Origin of the sequence: Peribacillus sp. NPDC096540 (assembly GCF_050278525.1) — a bacterium.
GTDB lineage: Bacteria > Bacillota > Bacilli > Bacillales > DSM-1321 > Peribacillus.
Genome location: NZ_JBNNTG010000052.1, coordinates 1 through 21,901 on the forward strand (window position 1 = coordinate 1; position 21,901 = coordinate 21,901).

The 21,901-nt window shown below is 33.9% G+C and carries 22 protein-coding genes and 4 pseudogenes; 10 read left to right on the top strand and 16 right to left on the bottom strand.

Features of this window, described 5'->3' with window-relative positions:
• Positions 1–342: 342 nt before the first annotated feature.
• A complete protein-coding gene (locus tag ACQKMR_RS25925; RefSeq protein ID WP_427699854.1) occupies positions 343–801 on the top strand; it encodes a hypothetical protein in 459 nt (152 codons plus the stop codon).
• Positions 802–1,008: 207 nt separating this feature from the next.
• Here the strand turns inward: ACQKMR_RS25925 and ACQKMR_RS25930 are convergent, their stop codons facing one another.
• From ACQKMR_RS25930 to ACQKMR_RS25945, 4 genes are all read right to left on the bottom strand, one after another.
• Positions 1,009–1,338 (bottom strand): 6-aminohexanoate hydrolase, encoded by a 330-nt coding sequence (locus tag ACQKMR_RS25930; RefSeq protein ID WP_427699855.1) that lies wholly within the window; start codon positions 1,336–1,338, stop codon positions 1,009–1,011.
• Positions 1,331–1,567: a helix-turn-helix transcriptional regulator gene (locus tag ACQKMR_RS25935; protein WP_045521038.1), complete on the bottom strand. Its 237-nt coding sequence runs from the start codon at positions 1,565–1,567 to the stop codon at positions 1,331–1,333. The genes ACQKMR_RS25930 and ACQKMR_RS25935 overlap by 8 nt, the downstream gene beginning before the upstream one ends.
• 637 nt (positions 1,568–2,204) lie before the next feature.
• Entirely contained in the window at positions 2,205–2,579 is a 375-nt protein-coding gene (locus ACQKMR_RS25940; protein WP_427699856.1) for a hypothetical protein, read from the bottom strand.
• A 405-nt stretch (positions 2,580–2,984) separates the two neighbouring features.
• Positions 2,985–3,872: a DMT family transporter gene (locus ACQKMR_RS25945; RefSeq protein ID WP_427699857.1), complete on the bottom strand. Its 888-nt coding sequence runs from the start codon at positions 3,870–3,872 to the stop codon at positions 2,985–2,987.
• 313 nt (positions 3,873–4,185) lie between these two features.
• Between ACQKMR_RS25945 and ACQKMR_RS25950 the strand changes: the two are divergent.
• Positions 4,186–4,581: pseudogene (locus tag ACQKMR_RS25950) on the top strand (recombinase family protein); the annotation flags it as partial.
• 163 nt (positions 4,582–4,744) lie between these two features.
• Here the strand turns inward: ACQKMR_RS25950 and ACQKMR_RS25955 are convergent.
• Entirely contained in the window at positions 4,745–6,151 is a 1,407-nt protein-coding gene (locus tag ACQKMR_RS25955; protein WP_427699858.1) for a catalase, read from the bottom strand.
• A gap of 884 nt (positions 6,152–7,035) precedes the next feature.
• Positions 7,036–7,215, bottom strand: a pseudogene (locus tag ACQKMR_RS25960) (DUF2935 domain-containing protein); the annotation flags it as partial.
• Here ACQKMR_RS25960 and ACQKMR_RS25965 point away from each other — a divergent pair.
• Positions 7,216–7,444 (top strand): annotated as a pseudogene (locus ACQKMR_RS25965) (helix-turn-helix domain-containing protein); the annotation flags it as partial.
• Positions 7,445–7,560: 116 nt separating this feature from the next.
• Here the strand turns inward: ACQKMR_RS25965 and ACQKMR_RS25970 are convergent.
• The 4 genes from ACQKMR_RS25970 to ACQKMR_RS25985 form a co-directional block, all read right to left on the bottom strand.
• Positions 7,561–7,968: a YbaN family protein gene (locus ACQKMR_RS25970; RefSeq protein ID WP_427699859.1), complete on the bottom strand. Its 408-nt coding sequence runs from the start codon at positions 7,966–7,968 to the stop codon at positions 7,561–7,563.
• A 231-nt stretch (positions 7,969–8,199) separates the two neighbouring features.
• Positions 8,200–8,619, bottom strand: coding sequence for a DUF3021 domain-containing protein (locus ACQKMR_RS25975; protein ID WP_427699860.1), 420 nt, complete (start codon positions 8,617–8,619; stop codon positions 8,200–8,202).
• Positions 8,616–9,071, bottom strand: coding sequence for a LytTR family DNA-binding domain-containing protein (locus ACQKMR_RS25980; protein WP_427699861.1), 456 nt, complete (start codon positions 9,069–9,071; stop codon positions 8,616–8,618). Before ACQKMR_RS25980 ends, ACQKMR_RS25975 begins: the two co-directional genes overlap by 4 nt.
• A 393-nt stretch (positions 9,072–9,464) precedes the next feature.
• Complete coding sequence (locus tag ACQKMR_RS25985; RefSeq protein ID WP_098176512.1) at positions 9,465–9,950, bottom strand: PaaI family thioesterase; 486 nt, start codon at positions 9,948–9,950, stop codon at positions 9,465–9,467.
• 132 nt (positions 9,951–10,082) lie between these two features.
• Between ACQKMR_RS25985 and ACQKMR_RS25990 the strand changes: the two genes are divergently transcribed.
• The 7 genes from ACQKMR_RS25990 (at position 10,083) to ACQKMR_RS26020 (ending at position 16,013) form a co-directional block, all read left to right on the top strand.
• On the top strand, positions 10,083–10,265 hold the full coding sequence (locus tag ACQKMR_RS25990; RefSeq protein WP_427699862.1) for a hypothetical protein: 183 nt from the start codon (positions 10,083–10,085) through the stop codon (positions 10,263–10,265).
• A gap of 323 nt (positions 10,266–10,588) precedes the next feature.
• Entirely contained in the window at positions 10,589–11,284 is a 696-nt protein-coding gene (locus ACQKMR_RS25995) for a response regulator transcription factor (RefSeq protein WP_427699863.1), read from the top strand.
• 1 nt (position 11,285) lies between these two features.
• Positions 11,286–12,221 (top strand): sensor histidine kinase, encoded by a 936-nt coding sequence (locus ACQKMR_RS26000; protein ID WP_427699864.1) that lies wholly within the window; start codon positions 11,286–11,288, stop codon positions 12,219–12,221.
• A gap of 260 nt (positions 12,222–12,481) precedes the next feature.
• Positions 12,482–13,405 carry an ABC transporter ATP-binding protein gene (locus ACQKMR_RS26005; RefSeq protein WP_427699865.1) on the top strand — a complete coding sequence of 308 codons (924 nt, stop codon included), beginning with the start codon at positions 12,482–12,484 and terminating at the stop codon, positions 13,403–13,405.
• Positions 13,398–14,090 carry an ABC transporter permease gene (locus tag ACQKMR_RS26010; RefSeq protein ID WP_427699866.1) on the top strand — a complete coding sequence of 231 codons (693 nt, stop codon included), beginning with the start codon at positions 13,398–13,400 and terminating at the stop codon, positions 14,088–14,090. The genes ACQKMR_RS26005 and ACQKMR_RS26010 overlap by 8 nt, the downstream gene beginning before the upstream one ends.
• Positions 14,091–14,401: 311 nt before the next feature.
• Entirely contained in the window at positions 14,402–15,100 is a 699-nt protein-coding gene (locus ACQKMR_RS26015) for an ABC transporter permease (RefSeq protein WP_427699867.1), read from the top strand.
• Between the two features lie 43 nt (positions 15,101–15,143).
• Positions 15,144–16,013: a DUF4097 family beta strand repeat-containing protein gene (locus ACQKMR_RS26020; RefSeq protein ID WP_427699868.1), complete on the top strand. Its 870-nt coding sequence runs from the start codon at positions 15,144–15,146 to the stop codon at positions 16,011–16,013.
• Between the two features lie 312 nt (positions 16,014–16,325).
• Here the strand turns inward: ACQKMR_RS26020 and ACQKMR_RS26025 are convergent, their stop codons facing one another.
• The 6 genes and pseudogenes from ACQKMR_RS26025 to ACQKMR_RS26050 form a co-directional block, all read right to left on the bottom strand.
• Entirely contained in the window at positions 16,326–16,478 is a 153-nt protein-coding gene (locus tag ACQKMR_RS26025) for a hypothetical protein (protein WP_427699869.1), read from the bottom strand.
• 160 nt (positions 16,479–16,638) lie between these two features.
• Positions 16,639–18,429 carry a hypothetical protein gene (locus ACQKMR_RS26030; RefSeq protein WP_427699870.1) on the bottom strand — a complete coding sequence of 597 codons (1,791 nt, stop codon included), beginning with the start codon at positions 18,427–18,429 and terminating at the stop codon, positions 16,639–16,641.
• A 37-nt stretch (positions 18,430–18,466) separates the two neighbouring features.
• A complete protein-coding gene (locus ACQKMR_RS26035; RefSeq protein ID WP_427699871.1) occupies positions 18,467–18,790 on the bottom strand; it encodes a hypothetical protein in 324 nt (107 codons plus the stop codon).
• 20 nt (positions 18,791–18,810) lie between these two features.
• Positions 18,811–19,995 carry a glycosyltransferase family 4 protein gene (locus ACQKMR_RS26040; RefSeq protein WP_427699872.1) on the bottom strand — a complete coding sequence of 395 codons (1,185 nt, stop codon included), beginning with the start codon at positions 19,993–19,995 and terminating at the stop codon, positions 18,811–18,813.
• A 503-nt stretch (positions 19,996–20,498) separates the two neighbouring features.
• The gene (locus tag ACQKMR_RS26045) at positions 20,499–21,527 is read right to left on the bottom strand and encodes an FUSC family protein (protein WP_427699873.1); all 1,029 of its coding nucleotides are present in this window, start codon (positions 21,525–21,527) and stop codon (positions 20,499–20,501) included.
• A 280-nt stretch (positions 21,528–21,807) separates the two neighbouring features.
• A pseudogene (locus tag ACQKMR_RS26050) lies at positions 21,808–21,901 on the bottom strand (transposase); the annotation flags it as partial.

Sequence of the window (21,901 nt, forward strand, 5' to 3'; positions counted from 1 at the left end):
TTCCAAGTTTTTTTATTCAGAATCAACCCCTCATTTCGTACAAATTATTTTAGCCGGCAACATTACTATACAACCTGACATTGTGTTAGGTTCAAGTCCCTATATTTATTTTTATTAAAAAATATTTTTATTAAAAAAATTTATTTATTCACTCAACACGTTATCAGTAATTTATTTCCAAGACGTAAGCCACTTTTAATTTTATTGAATTACCCCATTATTTGAACTTCTTCTTCAACAAACCTGCCCCTTTAGTTGAATAATTACCAAAAAAATATCAATACTAAATTTTATAAAACCATTCTATACAGAGAGGATTGCATTATCATCAGAAAGTTACCTTTGTTAATTTTGCTCTTTTCATTTTTCCTCCTAACTGGCTTCAATAGTGCAAATCAGTTAGTAATATCAAATATTGAAACGACTATTATAAAAGCAGAGAATATTCTTCGTTATGATATTAAATTAAAAAATACAGGTACTACTCAAATTAAAAGTGAATTCGATTACCCAGGGCATCATGTTTACGGGCTTGAAGTGGTTATAAGACCTAATGAAAAGTTAGCAACTAAAATGGAAATGGACAATAGTAGCAAGTACAAAAAAATGATTTCAATGGGTGGTGGAAGTGATGGACTCATTGACCCAGGAAATGAAGGTTCATTTAACATTGAATACAAAATTAAAGAAGGTACAGACATTAAAGATATAGAAAAATTGGCTTTTGACTCTACCTTAATAATATTAGATGGTGTAAAAATTGTTAAAGAATTTCCATTAAAAAAAATAAACGAAAATTAACTGCACTATACGCCTTAATATGACATCAGTTATTAAGGTTTTTTTATTGTTTAATTTCAAAACCCTTGTTGAACTAACCTGCCCCGATAGTTGCATAAAGAAAAAGCTGCTGATCAGCTCCTGATAATGAAGTAAAGCATCCGTTAGTTTTAATAACAAAAGCTACCAAAAAGGCAGCTCATTGTAAAATAGTTTTTTTATGAAGTTTTAATTGAACTCTTTTTGGTATAGTCTGATAGCACTTATTGCACCTACAAGGAATACAATCGCTTGGAATAATAATAAGAACTGGCGAAAATGTTGGATATCACTGTCAACTAATGAAATAAACAAACCAGTCATAATCAATTGGGTACTAAACATACTAGAAATTATTTTTAAATATATGGCATTCGTTCTTTCGTCTGGTTTACCAAACTTCTTTCCCACAAAAAATAGAACCAGCAAAGAACCAATATAAATAAACATCATAATTCCTACAAAGATATTAAAATTTACTACGTTCTCAAGCATCCATCTGTCTAATACATCAATCATTGTTATCTTCCTTTCCTACATATGAGAATATTTCATTAATATCTACTTCAAAAAAATTTGCAATTCTATAGGCTAACACTAAAGATGGTGAATAGTTATTCTTTTCCATAACAAAAATAGTTTGTTTGGAAACTCCAACTGCTTCTGCCAAATCCTTTTGAGACATCCTCTTTAACACTCTAAACTCATATACCTTGTTTACGATTGAATCACCAAAGCTCTCTTTCACAAGACCGCCTCCCTATATTTAACATAATAAAATATAACTACCAAAAAGTAAAGTTTAATTATACATTTTATAATATATATTTTATAAAATTATGGTTTGTATTTAGATTTTATAACTAACACTTACTTTCTTATCAAAAAAAAGAAGCATTAAACCTTTGTTTAATACTCCTTGCTTTGCTAATTAAATCGTAACCTAAAATCATCCTTCTGGATTACCGCCCTCGATTGTTGAATAAACTATTTAGTTATGTGATTTAATTCCCCTGTTCTTTTTCCCGAGAGAATAAGCAGAAGCTAAAAGAAATATCGTAGCTAATCACACTCCAATTATCATTGAATAATCAAAATAATTTTTAAGTGCTATACCACCAGAAATAGATGCAATAAACAAAAACAAAAAGAATATTGTATAATTCTTTTTCATAATTTTTTATCACTACTTTAGTATATTTTACCATAAGCATGTCATTTTCTTATCAAATTATCCTGCTACTCGACTTATCCTTATTCAGCTAACCTGCCCCGTTAGTTCCATAAGAAAGAGAGCTGCCAAAGGCAACTCCCTTATGACTTGTATCAGAATGCATATCGTTGTAAATACGTATTTTCCTGACGCTCCCCCTTAAAGAACCAGTTCATTTTTTGTCTTTATTTAAATCAAAAGGATTCGGAACAAGCCAACCACTCAACACACTAGAAATAGTATCTAATAAATTACAATCATTATATAGAAAAGCACATATAAAACCGAACAAATAAACACGGATGATATACGCTACAAAGTCAGGCGAAATAACATTTTTTATACTCGAAATATGACTACCAAGAATCCTTTCAAATTCTACTGATTCTTTTTGATTAACTTCTGCAGCTGTTTTAATAAGAGTCCGATTTTCTAAGGTTTTTATATTAGATAACCAAGTATCCAGGCCCATCTGCCTTTGAACCTTTTCAACTGGATTTTCAAAAAACATTTCAACTCGGTTTTCAAAATTAACGATAGAAGCCACATCCTTTATAAATCAATATCAGGTTAATGATTTTATTATAGCTTATTATTTTTTCATTTTTATAATCGATTGTCTTAAAGTTAAAACTTTAAGACAATCTAAAATGCAGTAGAATTATTTGTGTCACTTTGGGCGCTATTTTGCGCTAATTTTGAGTGCTATTTTGCACATCCAACATTAAAAACCCAGCTATCTTCACATGAGAAGATTAGCTGGGTTTCTTAATATTTACATCAAATCATTTGTTGAGCAATTCGGGTCTGCCTAGTAAAAAACGACTGCTCTTTGTTCCGCAATCGCGTCCGATTGCGGAAGATCGAGATAATTATTATGATTGCTACTTTAGCTTGTTGCTAACGCACTCTGATAGTAGAGCATGGTAATCCACATACCCTCAAAAAATATCTATTCCATATAATTCTTATAATTTAGTTTAAATAAACTTTTATAATCTAGTTCAGCAATTAGAACACTTATTAATAAGAGTAATGCCCCTAAATAACCTCTAGATGTAAGAGTTTCACCCGTGAAAAAGAAAGCAAAAATTGAGGAAAAAACAGGTTCTAATGTAAAAATAAGACCAACATGGGTTGGACTGGTATGTTTCTGGGCAATGATTTGAACAATGAAAGCGATTCCCGTACAAAATATACTTAATGCCAAGATTACAAACCATGACTTATAATCGTTGGGAAGTTTTGGTTTTTCAGTAAAAATAGAGAAAATAATACTAAATAGTCCAACAAAACCAAGTTGTAAAACTCCAAGGGAAATGGAATTTACATGTTTAGCCACTGCTCCTGTAACCATGATATGAACGGCATAGAATAAAGCACAAAGAATACAAAACAGATCACCAAAACCTATCTTAAATTGGTTATGTAAGGTTAATAGACCTATTCCTATTATTGATAAAACAATTCCGAAAACAACTTTTTTTTCAGGCGTTTGTTTTAAGAATATAGAAGATAATAATGGTATAAATATGACCGTGAGACTAAATAAGAAACCAGCATTCGAGACGGATGTATACTCCGTACCGAAAGTCGCAAACACATAAGCAATAAACAAAATAATCGATAATATAAAAGCATATTTTACTGTTTTAAAATCAGTCTTAATTAAGTGCTTGTAAAATACAATCCCTGATAAAAGAAATGCAAGAGTGAAACGTAATGAGATTAAATTATATTCTTGCAGATAGTCGAGACCAATTTTTGTAAGTAAAATCGATCCACCCCAAAAAAATGTAATCATTAGCAGCATTAAATCAGCTCTAAGTTGTATTTTCATCTATTTCCCCCCTTTTTATCTTGAGCTAAATTTCTGGTTTGGTTCAAAATAATATCTAAAAAATAGAATTATTTTATTTTAGATATATTATATATACTTTTTCAATAACCCCGCAATATAACTTATTAAAGACCAAGAAAAATGGACTGCTGAAACAGCCCATTTGTTGTGAAACTAAAGCCCCCGGTAGCTTAAGAACAATTCTTCACAAAATTACCTCGTACAAAATGGAAGACTTGTTATTTGATTTTATTCAAATATTCCTTTCCTGTTCTCCAATCATTTTGACACGTGGAACATCATCCTTTAGATAATAATCATTTGGCGATTGGATCGATTAGGACGTAATATGCAAGATTTAATTCAAATTGTGAACAGCTTAAATGAACGTGGTGTGGGCTTCCACAGTCTACAAGAAAATTTAACAATGGACAAAAGTAATGCCACAGGCCAATTGATGTTTCATCTGTTTGCGGCATTTGCGGAATTTGAACGTAATTTAATTGAGGAACGTTCGGCTGCCGGACGAGTTGCAGCTAGAGCACGTGGTCGTCTTGGAGGATGTCCTGAAAAATTTGGACCGAAAGATAATGAAATGATGAAGTCACTAATTGAAAATGGTACACCGATTAAAGACGTCGCAGAAAAATGGGGTGTTACTTTAGGTGCTAATTTGCACGTAAAAGAATCAACTGTAGGGATTGATTAAAAGGTCCTCATGAACCCCCATATTAGCGTAAATAAAAAGAATCCATTTTGAAAAAAATAATCAAAATGGATTCTTTTCTAGTGATTTAGTATACGGTTTTTATTAAATAGAACTAACGCACCCGTTAGTTCATTAGTCTTAGTAAATTTCGATTTTTATATCTTTATTGTTTTTTTAGTTGTATCTCAATTCTTTTTGCCAAGTCAGATGATACCTTATTTAAATACTCCATAACTTTCTTTCTAATATCATCGGATATGACTATCAAGTCGCTAGCTAAATTTTCTACAAGATGTTCTTTTTCTATAGGAGTTAACTTCATATAGAATTCACCAGCCTGCACAAAATCATCATGCTTTGTTATAGATGTTCTTTCTAGTTTCCCTTCAACATATCTTCCATCACCACTTGAGATTTGGTTAGCTGTTGTCCAGTCTTGCTGTTGATTGACTGGTACTTTACGAAATTCAGGCCCAATTCTTCTTCTTTGAGAATCATTATAAATATTGGCTCGGCCCTGCAGTATTTTATCATCAGATAATTCTGCACCGTCAAGTAAATTTGAAGGGGAGAAGGCCACTTTTTCTACTTGTTCCATATAATTATCAGGATTTTTACTTAATACCATTTTCCCTACTGGTATAAGAGGATATTCTTTCTCATCCCATACTTTTGTATCGTCTAAAGGATCATAAGAAAGATGGGCTTCATCTGCAGGATCCATGAGCTGAACGTATAAGCCATATTCCACTGATTTACCACCCGCAATAGCATCGAATAGTTCTTTACCAGCATAATCAGGGTTTTCAGCGGCTAGTCTATTTGCTTCCTCGCGACCAATGTATTGTACACCTTCAAATGGATACCAATGGTATTTAACATACTTTCTAATACCTTGAGCATTTCTCCAAACATATGTATTCACACTATGTCCTGGAATGTGACGAAGACTTTTTACTGTACCTGCGTCAGAGTAGAGACGTACAACAAAATGAATAGATTCGGGTGCTCTTGCTACAAAGCTCCAAAATCTATCAGGGTCAATTAAGTTATTTTTGGGTGAAGGTGAGAATGCTTTAATAGATTCTGGGAAACGTATCGCATCACGAACAGATAAGACGGGGATATGATTACATAAAAGGTCAAAAACACCTTCTTCTGTATAAAATTTTGTAGCGAAACCACGTACATTTCTGGAAGTATCAGGTGTTCCTTTCGTACCGACAGCTAATGAAAAGCGAACCATAACAGGTACCTTATGATCAGGATTTTGTAAAAAGTTCAGTTTTGTGTATTCGGACATCGAATATATCGTTTGAAAATAACCAAATACACCAAATCCTTTCACATGAACCGGTCTTTCTAATATTTTTTCATGAATAAACTCTTGTAAGGACTCGTGGAGTACAATATCTTGTTCCAGTACAGGTCCTCTAGAGCCGACTGTCTGTGAATGAAGTTTAGCTGACTCATCATTAGTCCATTTGGAGAGGTCTCTATACAACTTTTTTCTTTCATTATAGTCTTCTTCTGATAAAGCTTGCCTCTGTTTGGAATCTTTTTCATTCATTATCATGGCCTCCAAAATTCATTTTCATCAATCGTTACTAAATATGATTTTTAAGCCTCGAATATGTATCTTCTACTTTTATTTTCAACATTTATTAGAAATATAGTTTTTTAAAGTTATCAACTTTTTTCAGGACAATACAAAAAAGTCAAATTAAATCAGTGTTTGAACATACCGCTAGGTAAAGAAAACTCATATGCCATGGACCTGTTGGGATAGGTGGAATTATGGAAAAATGAAAATGACGAAGGGAAATTACATGTTTTATTATTGAGGGGAAAATCAATTTATTACTAACCAGCATTGAAACCTCTACCTTGGTAAGGAGAAGAGAATGTTTCTAATAGAATTTCTTATATATTAATTTGGGAGGGAGGGTCGTTAGTCCTTTATATAGATTCGTACTTATTACAAAGACTCATGGATAAATAGGGAATGATCCCCTAAGATTTGCAGCCAAAACTGATACTCGAATCTTGCTGTCTTTTCCCATACTTCGTTCATTTATTATCCTCCATATCTTAAAAATCGAAAACATTTATGATTTTTTATTCCTTTACGGATATACTTATGAACAAAAAAAAAAATGAAAAAAGGTCAGCAAACTGTGATTGCCCGCAAGCTTTTTTAATTGATTATCATTCTTAACGGAAAGAGAAAGGTGAGCTGCAGCCCTCTTTACTCTTCAACTTATACTAACCAAGCAGCTATCGATGTTTCCTAAGTTACTAACTTGTAGCAGAGGTTTTTTATTCTAGCCCCATTCCTTTTGCCGACTTAAGAAGTAGGGCATTAACCGTTATGATGGAATTTGAGTAGCAACGGCTTCCGTTAATCAAACCCTATGTTAAACAAACATTTTTTGTAAAATAAAATCTTCTTTTTTAAGCTTCTGTAAGATGCACTTCAAACATGTCAATAATAATTTTAAGAAATCTTTCGGCTTCACGGAAAACATGGTCTGCTAACAGAGAATGGATTATGCTCTTAATTTTACATTCATCAATTAGATCCCGAGCTGTTTTCTTAAAATCTCGAAGTGAGACTACAGACACCCTATTCCGATGTTCGCTGCGTTTGCGGAATTTGAACGTAATCTGATTGAGGAACACTTGGCTGCATACGAGCAGCTACAAAAGCCCGTGGGCGTCAGGTGGGCGCTCGGAGAAGTATGGACGAAAAGATATTGAAATGATGAAAGCTTTAATTGAAAGTGGTACACCGGTTAAAGATGCTGCTGAAAAGTGGGGGCTATCTCGCACGACTATTTATTGCTATTTAGAAAAACAGTAAAGAAACCCAGCTAATGTGTGAAGGTAGCTGGGTTTTAATTCTGGATGTGCAAAATAGCACTTAAAACAAGCGCAAATTAGCTCCTAAAGTGACAACCCGTTATTTGAAGAAAATTTTCAAGAAACTCTTTTTTTCGTACTGTTCCGGTCAATTGTCTTAATTTTTTTAATGAAATAATAATGTTTGTAGAAGGCGAGCACTACCAACAGGATTTTCACTAAAAGGATGTCCACATAAAATACAGAAATTATGATGAAGAAATCGGCAACTAAATTGATTCTGATTTTCTCTTTTCGAGTCATACCTTTTTTTTGTAGGAATGCTTCAACGTATTTTTCATATAATGAGGTGCTTTTGAACCAGTTTTCAATCGACTTGGAACTTTTCGCAAAGCAAAAAGCAGCGAACAAGTAAAACGGACCGCCCGGCAGAACAGGTAACACAGTCCCTGCAACACCAATCACAAGGGATATGAATCCAAGAAACAAAAATAGGAAACTTTTTACTTTTTTAATTGTAATCACCTTTTTATTTATATTCTATTCTCTTTTAACGTAAAGAGGAAGTCCAATTGATTCAACATCACTGATTAGTATCTTACCATTTTCTTAATGAACTAACCTGCACCGATAGTTCAACAAGAAAATCAACATCCTTTAACAGAACCAAAAAGAGTTACTAAAAAAGCAACTCAATCAGGTACTAATGAAACCAATTCTCTCTCTTACCTTAAAAAAATTACTGTCCATCCTCTCTCAATTCCCTCTCTTATCTAACCCATCATTCAAAATTTTCATTTGGTAGCGGAAATAGAGATAGAAAATAACCCAGATGATCACATAGAATGGTAGGAAAATACCAATTCCTGTTACTAACCCTTTTAAACTAAATGGAATCCATCCAACAAAGAAAGAAAGAAGAAAGTATAGTATGCTAACAGTCAAGAAATGTAGAATAGTCTGAGATAATAAACTCCATTTCTCTATTTCAAATAATATAGTTGCTGTGCTGAAAAACCAGCCACATAATAGGCAGCCTATCGCATTTTTCACGAAAATCCCACTGTCTAATGAGGTCACATCACCAAAACCTATTACTCCAAAACACGTCAATACCATCACGAGTGCTCCAAAACAAATCCCTACAAAACTACGAAACAAAAGTGTTTTCATCATAATCCCTTCCTTCTCCATTGAAATGCTTTCTTAATTCCTTGAACATAGTGTCGAGAAACATATTCTTTTTCCCCTGACTTAAAATAAACGCATAAAGTTCCGTTGAAAGATGCCTCAAATCTGCTTAACTCATCTAGGTTTGCGATCACCGATTTGGATAATCGAACGAACTGATTACCTGGGAGTTCCTTTTCCAGTTCATATAATCTTTCTTTCATTTCAAAAGTCCCTTGTTTCGTCCGCACCATTATGGAATCTTGCTCTGTAAACAAACAGATTATTTCTTCTGCCCTGAAAACATGCTGCATATCTTCTATCCTACCAACAAAATAAGGTCGTTTTCTCTCCTTCAAGCGTTCCATTAATTCTTGCACTTCCTCATTCCATTCATGATTTCGGATAAGTACCTCTATCGCTTGGACCTCCTCATCTATCTCTACCTGTATTTTCATCTTTGCGGCCTCCCTTTGCTTATATTTTAAGTATATTGATAAACTGAAATTTCGCTTGTGATTTCCAGCCACATGTAACTAAATAGCTCTAACTTGCATAAAATGCGCTCTCAGTTACATCGGTATTTTGGTACAAATAAAGCGAACCGCCTTGGAATCACCCACTTGGATGGACTTTCCCCATCAACTAAGGTGAATATGTATGTTAAAACATTCTGCCCTACACTGTCTTTAAATCTTTGATTTTGAAAATACTTGCTAGGTGCACTAAATAACCGTCCAAATGCTTGGACGGTCACATACTCTATTTCTTATAAAGCTTTTATTAGGCCCTACTTCTTCTCAACTGAAGGATGCGTTGTATCGATTACTTTTGACTTATCATGCTAGGGATTATTCTTTGCTTGTAAAAGTGCTTGGCATCACCACTGCTACAACTTCTCCACGAGCACAAAGTGTTTCATTTGCAAATACTTCTGTATCAATTTTCCACTTCTTAGGATGAATCTCTTGTATCTTCCCAACCGCTATTAATGGAACATCATTTGGGGTTGGCCTTACGAATTCCACTTTTAATGAAGCTGTCACAAACCGAGGAGGCTCTATTCCATCCCCAACTTCATGCCCATTTTTTCGATGCAACGCCAATGCAGCCGAACCTGTTCCATGACAATCAATTAATGATGCAATTAAGCCGCCATAAACGAAGCCTGGTATTGCAATATGTTCTGAGCGAGGTGTATAAATTGTCCTTGTTTGTTCTCCTTGCCAACCCGTTCGAAAATGATGACCATCTTTATTTAACCGACCACATCCATAACACCATGCAAATGCATCTGGATAATCATCTTGAATCGCTTTTAGCACTTTCTCCTCCATCATTTCTCCCCCTATACTTTTCAGAATATTATAATATCAAGGATACTGTAGCAGCATCATTAATTCAATATTGTGATGATTGTTGTTAATTTAGTACTACAAGTTTTCGAAATGCATTAGGAGGAATATATAATGTCTTCGTTGGTGCATCTAACTGCTCACCCATTAACTGAGGATCATTCAAGTTCGTTAACTATTGGCAAAAAGTTTTTGGAAGCTTATCGAAGCTTTCATCCCCAAGATGAAGTTAAGATGCTAAATCTAATTGAAGCGGGTGTTCCACTTATAGCTGGGCGGTCCACACGCAGTGCCTAAGCAGGCTACGAAAAGGAGCCGCATTCACAGAATTAACCGAACAAGAATAGCATGCAACCAGGTAGCATACTGTGCTAAGTTACCAGTTTATTGCTACCGATAAATACGTATTCGTTAATCCAATGACTTCATTGTAAATTAAACTGCATTATCGTCACTCAATATCAACTTGTATTTTTTCTCTATCACTAGTTATTCACCAATAATACCCAAAACTATTTCATTTCTGCTAGAATGCAAATTCCACCTTTTTTTCACATGTAATCGATATTGGGGTATAATCATGTGTGTTAATATATGTAAAAGTTGGGAGCGGGAAGATAATGAAATCCAATATTTTGCTAGTGGAAGATGATTTATCGATTCAAGAAATGGTAGAAAGCTATTTAACAAAAGAGGGTTTTATTGTTTCGACAGCTTCTGATGGAGAAGATGGACTGGAAAAATTTACGAAAGGTTCGTTTGATTTAATCATTCTTGATATTATGATGCCAAAAATAGATGGGTTAGAAGTAATGAAACTGATTCGTGAAAGAAGTGCTGTCCCTATTTTAATGATGTCTGCTAAGGATACAGATGTTGATAAGGCGATCGGGTTAGGCCTCGGAGCAGATGATTATATTTGTAAGCCCTTTTCAATGATTGAGTTGTCTGCACGGGTGAAGGCGGGAATTCGTCGTTCGACAAAATATTCAGCTCCGCTAAAGATACAAGATAAAATTATTCAGATTGGTGATTTGGAAATAGATACAATCAACTTTACTGTTTGGAAAAAAGAGGAAGTTATTAAACTCACTTCCAAAGAGTTTGAACTATTAAAGCTATTTGCGAAGAATCGCAATCGTGTATTTACAAAAACTCAAATTTATAACCTCATTTGGAATGAAGAATATTTTGGCGATGAGAATGTTATTAATGTTCATATGAGAAGGCTGCGAGAGAAGATAGAGGATGATCCGTCAAACCCAGAATATATTAAAACATTATGGGGAATCGGTTATAAGCTGGAAGTGATGTAGCATGGTACTTTTTTTAATGATGATCATTTTCATATTATTAGGTGTTATTTTTTTTCAATATAGTATGCAGAAAAGTAAAGATGAGAATTTACGTTACATATATGAAAAGCTACAGGATATTTTGGAAAAGCAAACAGGTGAAAAGTTATTAGTTGTGACAGATGATAAAGAACTACAAAAGCTATTAGTCGCTATTAATCATTTATTAGTAGCAAAGCAAATCACAAATGCCCATCATGCCAAGGTAGAGATGTCCATGCGCAAGATGCTCTCTAATGTATCGCATGACTTAAAAACACCGCTGACGGTTGTTCTTGGGTATGCAGAGATGCTATATACAGATCCTACGATGAGTGAGGATGAACGACAAGCACTGCTGAAAAAGGTGCATATGAAAACTATTGATGTAATGGAACTCATTCATAAGTTTTTTGACTTAGCGAAATTAGAGTCGGGAGATAAAGAAATCGAGTTAGCTAGAATTAATATGAATGAAGTATGTCAGGAAAATATTTTGTCGTTCTATGATTTACTAATGGCTAAAGGCTTTTCGGTCCACATTGATATACCAAAAGAAAATCTATATGCACTTGGAAATGCAAGCGTGTTAAGTAGGGTGTTAAATAATTTAATCTCGAACGCGATTACGTATGGGGATGATGGAAAAACGCTGGGCATGACTTTAAGAAGTGATGAAAAGATTGTATGTATTGATATATGGGATAAAGGAAAAGGAATTTCTGAGTCACATATCGACAAAGTATTTGAGCGTATGTATACATTAGAAGATTCAAGAAATCGTTTATATCAAGGTAGCGGACTTGGACTGACGATCACGAAGCGACTTGTAGAAGCATTAGGTGGGGAAATTCATCTTTCCAGTACGCCATATAAAAAAACAGTATTTACAATTATGTTAAAAAGAATGCAATATTAGCTTGTAGAAAGTGCAGTTCTACAAGTTTTTTGCCTTGCTCCAGACAAAGACTATCAAACTTCTGACCCCTCCTTAAGATAATCAACAACGATTCGCACCTCATCGTGTTTCCTTTATCTCATTCCAGCGGTACAGTTTGTTCGTCGCCAAGTGGTCTCCTTGCCCTTTTCTGTGAGCTTAAGGAATTTGTAAGAATTGAGTAAGAAAAAAGAGAAGTTCGTTTCGTACAATGAAAAAATGCAGTGAAAGGAGAAAACGAAATGTCGTATATATTAAAAACAAATCAACTTACAAAAGTATTTGAAGGAAATGAGGTTGTTTCCGGGGTCAATATGCATGTGAAGCAAGGTGAAATCTACGGTTTTTTAGGGCCCAATGGTGCAGGGAAAACAACGATTATGAAAATGATTACAAATTTAATCAAACCTACAAGCGGTGATATTGAAATTTTCGGTGAGAAATTAACGAATACATCATACGAAGTGCTAAAACGAATGGGGACGATCATTGAATATCCTATTTTTTATGAAAAACTAACAGCAAAGGAGAATCTCTACTTACATTGTGAGTACATGGGCTATTATGACAAGAAGTCCATTGACCACGCGTTAGATCTTGTAAAATTACACAATATCGATGACAAAAAAGTAAAAGACTTTTCTCTTGGGATGAAACAAAGGTTAGGAATTGCCAGAGCGATTACGACTAAACCAGAACTGTTGATTTTAGATGAACCTATTAACGGTTTAGACCCCATTGGTATTAAAGAGTTACGAGATTTATTTAAAATACTTTGCAAAGAATATGGCATAACTTTATTAGTTTCTAGCCATATTTTAGCTGAAATGGAACAAATGGCAGATACGATTGGGGTCATTCAAAACGGGAAACTGATACAAGAAGTTTCAATGAAGAGTATCAATGGGGAACAGACAGACTATATTGAGGTGACGGTTCAAGATATCAAAAAAGCAGCTTACCTTCTAGAAAATAATCTAGGTATAAAAAATTATAAAATAATCAGTGAACAGACGATTCGCATTTATGAAATGACCGCAACACAGCAAGAAATTTCAAAAGCACTCATTATGAATGATATTGAGGTTGAAAGTATTAACAAAAAACAAAGCTCATTGGAAGAGTATTTCCTAAATTTAATGAATGGAGAGGGAATTCATGCTTAAATTAATGAGATTAGAACTTGTGAAATTTAAATTTGGTTGGTATGTAAAAGGTGCGATTATCACAAACATAATCATGACAGCTATATTGTGTTTCGTTATGTATTTAGATCAGCAGGAAAGAGATTCAATGGTTACAATGTATCAAGAAGCCTTTGTAATGATCGGCGCAATGGTGAGGGCTACATTTATCGTGTTTGCCGCTGTATTGATTGCGAAAATAGTCATTGAGGAATATAAAAACAAAACCATTTTGATTCAATTCTCCTATCCAATTAATCGAAAGAAAATGATTGCTAGCAAACTGTTATTTATAGCTGCGCTGACGTTTATCACCATGTTGTCGACTAATATCATTGTTGCGGGTTCATTTTCTATCATTAATAGTTACTTCCACATTGTTCCATTTTCAATAACAGCAAATCAGTATTTTGCTGAAGTCTTAAAAATGATTCCATATTCCATTGCAACTGCAGGAATAAGCTTAATTCCATTGTATTTTGGGATGCGTAAACATTCTGTTCCTGCAACAATTAGTTCATCACTCATAGTGGTGGCGATTGCTTGTGCCTCTAATCCAGCATTCTCAATGGTGACTTTCATTCCTCTTCAATTAGGGCTCGCTGCAGTCGGGGTGACAATTGCTTACTCGGCGATTAGAAATATTGAAAAAGAGGATGCGATTTAACTTGAAGAACGGTCAAGTTAGGAACTGGTGTGAAACTGAATTTTTTGTTGCTTACTAGGAAATTATTAAAGCCTGTGAATTCCTTTTGTGCAATCTTATCTCATTTCTTAAATCGTAGATGTATATCGACCGATAGAATCTCCCTAGAAAAGAAAATATCGAATAGCTTGAAATCAAAGTAGATAATTTAAACTGCATAGGTACTGGAAGGTAGATTAGGAATTATAAAGTATGAAATAGTAAAGGGAATTGAAAAAAACAACATATTTTAGAAGACTACTTCTTAAATCTTATTAATGGAGGCGATCAACATGCTTAAACTTATGAAACTAGAATGGAGAAAACATCACTTATCTAGTTATTTTAAAGGTTTAGTAATCTGTATTGTGGCAATCTTCGCTGCTGTAGCTCTTATGGCGTGGGGTTCTAAAGGTGAGGGTGAGCTAATGTTTCCAGATTATGCGGCATTCATGTCTTTAACAAATATTTTTATCAGAATAGTATTTATAATTTTTTCAAGTGTCATTTTATCACGTTTAGTAATTGATGAATACAAGAGTAAAACTATTCAATTATTGTTTAGCTATCCGCTGAAACGGAAAAAACTAATTCAAGCTAAGTTATCAATTGTCTTTGGATTCTGTTTTTTCAGCATAATTATTACTACTTTTATCATCAATATGTTAACTTTCCTCTTAAATCCAATTATAGGATTCTTTGAAGTGCCTGTTAGTATGGCTGAAATTATTGCTTCCGTTCCAGCTACTTTTATTAGCGCATTTATGATTGCTGGAGTAAGCCTGATTCCCTTATATTTTGGTATGAGAAAAAAATCAACTGCTACAACAATTACCTCGGCTGTATTAATTGGATTTTTGATTAACGGAAATATTGGGGTTAGTCAGGTTAGTTTGTTCCAATTCATTGGAGTACCAATTGTATTCTGTCTACTTGGTCTTACAATTGGCTATTTTTCTTATCATAAAGTTGACAAAATTGATGTGGCTTAAATAAAGATAAGTGTAAAGATTGAAAAGAAATGAGGAATAAAAATTGAAAAAAATCATAATAGCATCTATTGCAGTACTTGTAATTGGTGGATTAGCTTTTAGCATCAAAGAAGTAGGGGGGAAGAGTTTTGAAAAAGAAAATTCCTATGAAGTAGATAGTATTGAAGAAGTAGTAATAAACAACGACTCTTGGGATATTGAGTTCAAAAATACTGAATCAAAAAAAATAAAAATCGCTGTTGATGGAAAACGAAAAGACAAGAAGAACGATCCCGTAACAATGAAAAATGATGGGAAGAAAATCGTAGTTAATCAGCAAGACCAAAAGGAAGGATTTACTGAAGGATTCAGTTTTGGAAAGAAAGGTACTATCTATATTTCCATCCCAAAGAATGAATTAGATACTATTACATTGAATAATATCTCTGGAGATATAAAAATGAATGATGTAACGATTAAAAACATGGTAATTTTAAACGACTCTGGCACTGAAAAAATTGAAGGACTGTCGGCAGACAAAGGAAAATTCACATCAAAAGATGGAGAATTAAGTTTAAAAGCTAGTTCGATAAGGGAATTAACTGTAGCTTCTACTACTGGTGATAATTATCTTACAAGTGTGACTAGTCCTAAGATGAAAATTACTTCAACAGATGGTGAAGTATCAGTCAAAGATACAAAGGAAGAAAAGTCATTACTTGTAGAAACAAAGTCAGGAGATATTACTGTGTCTTATAAAGACGTTCCCACTTCATTAACACTTACTGCTAACAGTGATTCATCTGATATAACAGTTGATTTAAATGGCTTTAAGAAAAAAACGACTACTGAAAAATCAAAAGAAGGTACTATTGGAAATGCATCAAATACATTGGAGCTCTTAAGTAAAAAAGGAACTATAAATGTAAATTAATAACGGTGGTATGTCATTACTAAATTGGACAAATTTTATAAGAACTGTTGCTTACATTCACTAGGTATTCCTTGAATGCCAATGTTGTAAAACTAATGTACATAATCATCTAGTTCAAGAGCGATCGGTTCAAGCGAAGCGACATGTGTCCCGTTTACGAATTAAATTCTAAACACGTTGTACATCGCTTCGGACACGGCGTTATCTACGGACATACTTTTGCACACTCAGTGATAGTTGATCTCCAAATGTCTCTAGTGCATCTGAAATCAACTTGTTATCGAATTCTTTTCCACGATCTGTAAAAAACAGTTAAATATGATGTGAAATCCTTTTAATGCTCGCATTGGCTTGATACACAACAAGGGCTGCTGTAGCTTTGAAATAAAGTTTGATTAAATTAACGTCATCTTGAAATGGACAACATACATAAAAAGTTTCAAGATGGTCAATTATCAAAATCATTTCCCCTGCTCCTTTTCTCGATATAAATGACAAAAGCCCCTGTACGCTAGACAGCGTTCAGGAGCTTTTAGTTGACCAACATACCCTCGAAGGGCAGCAATGGAAAGGGGTCTGATTTTGACTTTAATCTCTCAGCTTCAGAAAAACCTTTCCCTTCATATTAAAAGTTAAGCCTTTTTCTTAAATCCCAATACTTAAATGTCATCTTACCCATTTTCGACTTCGAAAGTGAATCGTATTTACGTCCAAGTGCTAGGTTTTGTTTTTCTAACTTGTTAATTTGTTTAAGTTGAGCTGCGTTCAGTTTTTTTAATTTCTTTACTTCTTTAACAAATTCTTTGTTTTTCACTTTCAAATCATTGTTTTTATTATCAACAATTATCCGGTCTTTTATTGGAATTTCCAAGTCTTTTGGTTTTAATTTAGGAGTACTATTGGTTTCATATCCTATAGTTTTTAGATATGGCAAGTTATTTTGAAAATTTTGCTCAAAGCTTCCATAACTTTTATGGATTTGGAGGAAGGTAAAACACCCTGCTTTTTCCGCTTGAATGATTTGACCAAACCCAGACACTTTAACAAGTTTTTCTACTTTTTTTAATTCTTCTGAAATGTTTTTGAAAATATAGGTGAAAACTTCTTCAACACTTATATCTGCAGGCAATTTTTTTACTTGATTAGGTGGTACATGCTTATTTAGTTCATCAAAGTCATCTTCATCAATATAATACGCATTCCCACTTTTATGTAAATAATCAGTAATACGTCTACTCCATAATAGCCCTTGCAGTTTTTTTAATGCTTCCGAAAACAAAAACTGCCTGCTAACTTGATACATTCGTTTGGCTGCAAACTCATATATATCCTTATTACATAAAGCTAATTTGACTGAGTCACGGAAATCCTTCTCTGTAACAGCATATAACGGGTAATCTTCCCCAAAAAGCTTTATATGCATTTTGGTTGGATTCATTATTACAGCCTTCCTTAAAATTCCGTATTCCAATAGCTTCGTAGACAGTTCCAGACTGCTGTCCATTTCCTGACTTCTCCAGGTTATCCCAATGTCACTGTTCACTATTAATTGTTGAGCATTCTCCCTGGTCAACGCCCCGTACCATGTAAGCCCTTCTGTATTGTCCAGGAGATATGTCGCTTCTTCCTTAAACTGAGAATCACCATTAACCCATTTGAATTTATCCCCTGCAATATCAAGCGAAAGATTCGGAATCTCACGCTTTAATTCTTTAAAAGCAGTAATGATAGGTATCGTCTTCCAATCCGGGTCAAATTTCCCGGTATATACAAGTTTGTGTTTTAACCGAGCTTCCCCTCCTGCTGATTCAACGTTTGGTATCATCGGGGTAAGCAGGGAAACTTTGTTTTTTTCTTTATTCAAATTAAGAATCTCAATTACAAATTCGCACATCTCTTCTGTTTGACATAAGAAATAAGCGCATTGATTGTATATATTTTTGATGCTCTCAAATTTTTCTTCATTAACATCCTGACCTATGTGAGTTAAGCCTGTAGCATAAACTAATGTATTCTTTATGATATGATTATGCTTTGCTATTTTTTCAACTGTCTCAATGCTTCTTACAAATAGCCAATCATATTCCTTTTGACTCCAATAATGAGAAATGAGCATTTCAGCAATATCAAAATTAATGACACCTTTTTTTACCCATTCTTCATCGGTGGCATTAAAAAAAGGATCAACAAAAGGATTAAGAATCGTTATATTATCAAATTTCTCAAGAGGTTGAATCAAGATATCACGTTTGACCGGGCTAGCTAATAGTAAATCAACCTCGATGTTAGAGTCTAACGCAATAGTCGATGCTAAGGAAGATAAAAATACTGCAGATCCATCCATTGAATTCATGTCAATAAAGCCAAATAGAAGTACCTTCATTTTTCCGTTTTTCACTAGTTCATGTGAATTCAAAGTTTTCACTCCAATGACTGAAATGTGATATGAATTTCTATTTTTTTATTTGTTCTTTCATAGATGATTTGAGTGCAAGGTATTTTAACGTGAATTTCCCTATATATGTAACGTTGAATTTGTGTTCTAATAACTTAAGTCTACGTATCTCTTTGTTTAGTTTAATGTTTTCTTGTTGGGCTAACTTACTTTTTTCTAATTCTTCTCGCAACCTATTATTTTCTTTTGTAACTTTCTCAATAATATTTTGCTTTTCAGTGTTATTGCTCTCTATGAGCTCTAATGTCATGGACATCATGTCTTTCATTTGTAATTCTAGTTCCTCATACATAGTTTTCCAATATTCGTTTCGTTCGTCCATATTGAAAAAACTCCCCTCCATTAACCTTGGATAATCTCTAATTCTCTTTTAATAACAACATCTACGGCGCATTTATCTCGAATAGACTGCGATGCTTGTTTTGACACTCTTAAGAATACGTCCGAATTGTAAAATAAGCGTTCAATTGCATCCGCAATTTCGATAGGAGACTCAGGTTTTGTAAGAAGGCCAGAAACGTCGTGTTTAACGAATTCGGGGATTGCCGTGATATCAGTTGAAATCGGCACTAGCCCACTAGACATGGCCTCACACATTGAAACCCCTTGAGAGTCCAAACGGGTTGGACAAAGAAAAATTCCATACTCCTTATGTAATGCAGCGATTTGCTCTTGAGATATAAAGCCTTTATGAATAGTTACATTCTCAAAATTTCGGATTGGCTCAACTGTTTGATCGAACAAATTTCCATCACCATAAAAAGCAAATTCTAATTTATTGAAGTATGGTCTCTTTGAAAGCTCTAACACTGCTTTCACCGATAAATCATTGGCGTATTTTCGAGAAGCGTACGGCCTGATTGAAAGGACTTTTGTCCGCATATCTACTGGCTTTTCTATAAAAGTAAACAGATTGTCATCTATTACATTGGGAATGATTACTGAATTTTTCGATTCTGCTCTCGCGTCACATTCAGCTATATGTTCTTTGAACCATTTGGAAATATGAACAAAAGTTGTATCCAATTCATTCGTTTGATAAAACCAATTCATAAAAGAAAGCTGTGCTACATAATAGTCGTCCGCCATTTCAAGAATCTTCCGTAAGCTTTCAGGGCTTTCAAGAAAATTAAACCATCTTCTATGCCAAGCCTCCGTTTCAAAACCATGTATCCACGTAATAATTGGTAAATCCATGCTTGTTTCTTTTATCGCTTGTACCATTTTTGAATTAACAAAATGAATGAGAGCTTTTTTATGTACTTTATGATTTAAGAACATACGTAGATGCTGTTCAGTTCCTCGATAAACAGGCACATCTTCATACGTATACTTTTCTGCTTTTTTATGGGCAGGATGTAAAACAAAGACATCGACCTTCAAACCCTCTGCCAAATAAGCTTTGACTCTTCGGTGGATAAACCCATTACGATATAATTGCTTTTCGTGTGGATAAGCATTCGTAATGATTACATATCTATCTTTATCGCTAAATGTAAGTTCATTTAGATTTATAGATTGCTCCATTTTTGTTCACTCCTACTATTCAGTCATCTTCAATCAGCCTGCTTAATTCTCTGTAAATGAAAGATTTTTAGAAGACCCTTTTCCAAAATTAATTCTACTTTTAAAACTGTGAATCGATTATAACAAACATGTATTACTGAATATTGACATCAATACGAGAAGTATGTAAATAAAAGTAAAGTTTTCATGAACTTTTATATGTTTTAGTAAAGGGAATAGGAATTCTAGAACATATTTTTAAAATTATTACAGAGATAGGTAGATTACCAGTATTTACATGAAGAATTGATGACAATGTAAACCCGAAAAAATAAAGAGAGAACGATTCATTTAACGGAATCGTCCTCTTGCATTGAAACTATTGTATTTTTTGTGTACTGGACAATACCAGTAAAAGATAAAAATGAATGTCAAAGCTGTTAAGTGAAATAGTCAAACGATGATGAAGATCATTTAATAACAGTGAGCATCCTTTCCTTCTGAGTATGATTAGATGACTCCCATTACCTTTTTGCCGTTTGGTACTGATCGATTAATCGACTTAATCGGCGCAATTGAAGGCTATATTCTACGATGGAAGAAGCAATAATCATTGTACGTAATTTCTGTTCTTTATTTTGACTGTATATTTCGAGAGCACGCTCGAAAAATATTTGGCTTTTTTTCATCATATCATTTTCAGTTTGATAATCTTCCCCTTTTATTTTCCCTTCGTATTTTAGCAACAAGTATTCATGACCTTTGATTAACTCTTCAAGATGATGGTCGAAGAGATGATTTTCCTCCTCACTCGTCTTACTCTGGAAATAGTGTTCATCAATGTTTTCTAATACTTGTTCTGCCTGCTTAAGGGTCTTCAGCATTTGTTTAAATACTACAATTTCCCTAACATCCAGCTGGTTTAGTTTTACAAGATTCCCTCTTTCTTCATCAAAAATCTTATATAGTTCTTCTAGTTTTGGAATGTCTTTAATTAATTTTGCATAGTGTTCCTGAAAAGATTTTGCCTTCATTTCCTTGGAAAATGCCGTACGCAATAATAAAGAAAGATTGTTAAATATCAATTGAACCTTATCAAGGTAATTTCGTTTATATTTTGGTGGGAAGATGGCAATATTTACGATCATCGCACAAACAATGCCAACTAAAATGATTAAACAACGGTTTAATATAAAGTTCAGACTTTCATTACCTGGAGCACTCATGATGGCTAAAACCGTAACGAGTGTAAGCGGTATTGTGCTTTCCATTTTCAATTTCAAGCATAGCGAAATTACCAATATCATAACAAGTCCAATCATAATTGGACTATCCCCCAAGAAATGAATCGAAAAAAGCGCAGTCAGTGCACCAATTACATTGGTAATGATTTGGTCAAACAAATGCCTCCATGTACGATAAATGGAAGGCTGTATCGTGAAAACAGCTGCCACCCCTGCAAACACTGCAGGCTGCAAATTTAAGATCGAGCAAATTAACAATGCCAATGTAACAGCAATTCCTGTTTTAAGGACACGCGGGCCTAGAGTCATGGATTTGTATCTCCCATTCTGTAATCTTTATTAATAATCAACACTACAATAAATAGGATCTCACAAAATTCACCACCAACAATTGCCTGTTTATCTATTACTAACTAAAAGCAAAAAGGGTACAGTCAGGGAAAAACCTGTCATTGTAAGATTAACTATATAATATGGAATACAGTACCATAAAAACAAATGAACTTTAACTTTTATTTCTTAGATCTTCACAATAAAAATTCTGAAAGGAAAAATAAAAAAACATGACAAGCCCTTTGTCGTCTAATAGAATACCGAAGGTATATTGAATGAATGTCAGTTTAACTAAAATAACTGGATCAATACTTGGGCGTCCTACCTCTGAATACATATCTTTCACCAAG

Excerpts from the sequence above, each read along its gene's own strand:
- ACQKMR_RS25930 (WP_427699855.1), bottom strand. The coding sequence starts at position 1,338 with ATGATTGATGTATTAGACAGATGGATGCTTGAGAACGTAGTAAATTTT.
- ACQKMR_RS25945 (WP_427699857.1), bottom strand. The coding sequence starts at position 3,872 with ATGAAAATACAACTTAGAGCTGATTTAATGCTGCTAATGATTACATTT.
- ACQKMR_RS25955 (WP_427699858.1), bottom strand. The coding sequence starts at position 6,151 with ATGAATGAAAAAGATTCCAAACAGAGGCAAGCTTTATCAGAAGAAGAC.
- ACQKMR_RS25975 (WP_427699860.1), bottom strand. The coding sequence starts at position 8,619 with ATGATGAAAACACTTTTGTTTCGTAGTTTTGTAGGGATTTGTTTTGGA.
- ACQKMR_RS25980 (WP_427699861.1), bottom strand. The coding sequence starts at position 9,071 with ATGAAAATACAGGTAGAGATAGATGAGGAGGTCCAAGCGATAGAGGTA.
- ACQKMR_RS25985 (WP_098176512.1), bottom strand. The coding sequence starts at position 9,950 with ATGGAGGAGAAAGTGCTAAAAGCGATTCAAGATGATTATCCAGATGCA.
- ACQKMR_RS25990 (WP_427699862.1), top strand. The coding sequence starts at position 10,083 with ATGTCTTCGTTGGTGCATCTAACTGCTCACCCATTAACTGAGGATCAT.
- ACQKMR_RS25995 (WP_427699863.1), top strand. The coding sequence starts at position 10,589 with ATGAAATCCAATATTTTGCTAGTGGAAGATGATTTATCGATTCAAGAA.
- ACQKMR_RS26000 (WP_427699864.1), top strand. The coding sequence starts at position 11,286 with ATGGTACTTTTTTTAATGATGATCATTTTCATATTATTAGGTGTTATT.
- ACQKMR_RS26005 (WP_427699865.1), top strand. The coding sequence starts at position 12,482 with ATGTCGTATATATTAAAAACAAATCAACTTACAAAAGTATTTGAAGGA.
- ACQKMR_RS26010 (WP_427699866.1), top strand. The coding sequence starts at position 13,398 with ATGCTTAAATTAATGAGATTAGAACTTGTGAAATTTAAATTTGGTTGG.
- ACQKMR_RS26015 (WP_427699867.1), top strand. The coding sequence starts at position 14,402 with ATGCTTAAACTTATGAAACTAGAATGGAGAAAACATCACTTATCTAGT.
- ACQKMR_RS26025 (WP_427699869.1), bottom strand. The coding sequence starts at position 16,478 with ATGATTTTGATAATTGACCATCTTGAAACTTTTTATGTATGTTGTCCA.
- ACQKMR_RS26035 (WP_427699871.1), bottom strand. The coding sequence starts at position 18,790 with ATGGACGAACGAAACGAATATTGGAAAACTATGTATGAGGAACTAGAA.
- ACQKMR_RS26040 (WP_427699872.1), bottom strand. The coding sequence starts at position 19,995 with ATGGAGCAATCTATAAATCTAAATGAACTTACATTTAGCGATAAAGAT.
- ACQKMR_RS26045 (WP_427699873.1), bottom strand. The coding sequence starts at position 21,527 with ATGACTCTAGGCCCGCGTGTCCTTAAAACAGGAATTGCTGTTACATTG.